At 43.8% G+C, this 1,889-nt stretch carries 2 protein-coding genes; both read right to left on the bottom strand.

All coding sequences use genetic code 11. The annotated features are described in order from the left end of the window. Positions 1–461, bottom strand: a 461-nt coding sequence (locus RAC86_RS38275; protein WP_377886914.1) for an isocitrate/isopropylmalate family dehydrogenase, incomplete at its 3' end; no start/stop codon positions are given. A gap of 164 nt (positions 462–625) precedes the next feature. Then, on the bottom strand, positions 626–1,744 hold the full coding sequence (citZ, locus tag RAC86_RS38270; protein WP_004398810.1) for a citrate synthase: 1,119 nt from the start codon (positions 1,742–1,744) through the stop codon (positions 626–628). Positions 1,745–1,889: the final 145 nt, after the last annotated feature.

The raw sequence follows: 1,889 nt of genomic DNA, 5'->3' as shown, positions 1-1,889 counted from the left end.
ATGCCTGCGTAAATATCTTCTGTATTTTCACGGAAGATGACCATATCAGTATCTTCAGGGCGTTTTACCGGTGACGGCACTCCAGTAAAGTATCTTACAGGTCTTAAGCAGACGAATAGGTCAAGCTCTTGTCTGAGCGCTACGTTCAAAGAACGGATACCGCCGCCGACAGGTGTCGTTAACGGGCCTTTAATCGCGATGAAATATTCGCGGATCACATCTAATGTTTCAGCAGGGAGCCACTCACCTGTTTTATTATAAGCCTTTTCTCCGGCGTAAACTTCTTTCCATGTAATTTTCTTTTCGCCTTTGTATGCTTTTTCTACTGCTGCTTCCAAAACCTTCGAAGCCGCGTTCCAAATATCAGGACCGGTTCCGTCTCCTTCGATAAATGGGATAATCGGGTTGTTTGGTACGTTTAATACTCCGTTAGAGACTGTAATTTTTTCACCTTGTGCCACAATAAAAACCTCCCAGTATGTAATTCATATTTAGAAAACATTTTATTTTTCTTATATAGAAAACAAAATGATTTTTCCCAACATTCAATTTAAAGTGTAACCCAATTTTGATGTTCTGAACAAGAGGCTAACCTCATTGACGCAAGCCAGCCTCCAATGGTTCTTTAGGCTCTTTCTTCAATCGGAACGAATTTTTGTTTGTCAGGGCCTGTGTAATCTGCCCGCGGGCGGATCAGACGGTTGTTGTCATACTGCTCAAGAATATGAGCGAGCCAGCCGGACATTCTGCTTACAGCAAAAATCGGTGTAAACAAATCATGGTCAATACCGAGGCTGTGATATACAGAAGCCGAATAGAAATCAACGTTAGGCGGAAGCTTTTTCTCTGATGTGACGATGTCTTCTATACGAATCGACATCTCATACCATTTGCTTTCGCCTGTCAGGTTGGTCAGGCGCTTGCTCATTTCTTTCAGATGCTTCGCGCGCGGATCACCATGCTTATACACACGGTGGCCGAATCCCATGATTTTTTCTTTCTTTTCAAGTTTAGCGCGGATGTACGGCTCAGCGTTTTCCACTTCACCGATTTCTGTCAGCATTTTCATAACGCCTTCATTCGCTCCGCCGTGAAGAGGCCCTTTCAGCGCGCCGATTGCTGCAGTAATGCCTGAATAGATGTCAGAAAGTGTTGCGACGCAGACCCTCGCTGTGAACGTTGACGCGTTCAGCTCATGGTCAGCATGTAAAATCAATGCTTTGTTGAAGGCTTCAACCTCAATTGGTGAAGGCTCTTCACCGTTTAATGTGTAAAGAAAATTCTCCGCAATACCGTAATCTTCTCTCGGTTCAACAGGCTCAAGACCCTTGCGAATTCTGGAAAACGCTGCAACCAGGCCAGGCACCTTTGCCTGAAGGCGGATCGCCTTTCTGTAGTTGGCTTCCGGGTTCATGGTATCAGCCTCGCTGTCTAGCAGGCCTAGTAATGAAATTGCTGTCCGAAGAGCAGCCATGGGATGAACATTTTCGAGGGAATAAGATTTGAAGTGCTCAATAATTTCTTGCGGAACGGCAGCTTCCTTTGCAAGCTGCTGCTTTAACTCTTCAAGCTCTTTTTTGTTTGGCAGCCTTAGATGCCAAAGCAAGTAGATGATTTCTTCAAAACTTGCATTCTCTGTCAAATCATCGATATCATACCCCACATATGTAAGGGTATCATCAATAATAGAACTAACAGATGATGTTGTTGCTACAACCCCTTCAAGACCGCGTGTCGCTGTCATATATAACATCTCCTTTTCAATAAATTTCCCCTTTAAGAGTGTTGTAAAAACATGAGGCTTACTTAAAAAGCACGATGCAAGTATTTCTCTCCCCCAAAAAGAAAATGCTTACATTTTACTGGCTGCTGGAACTAAAACCCTTTGC

It is taken from the genome of Bacillus sp. LR_5 (genome assembly GCF_042709275.1).
Note: the sequence above shows the minus strand (reverse complement) of the source record. Positions and strands in the feature narration are given on the sequence as shown.

Bases quoted from the DNA above. Each gene is read 5' to 3' on its own strand.
- citZ (WP_004398810.1), bottom strand. From the start codon at position 1,744: ATGACAGCGACACGCGGTCTTGAAGGGGTTGTAGCAACAACATCATCT.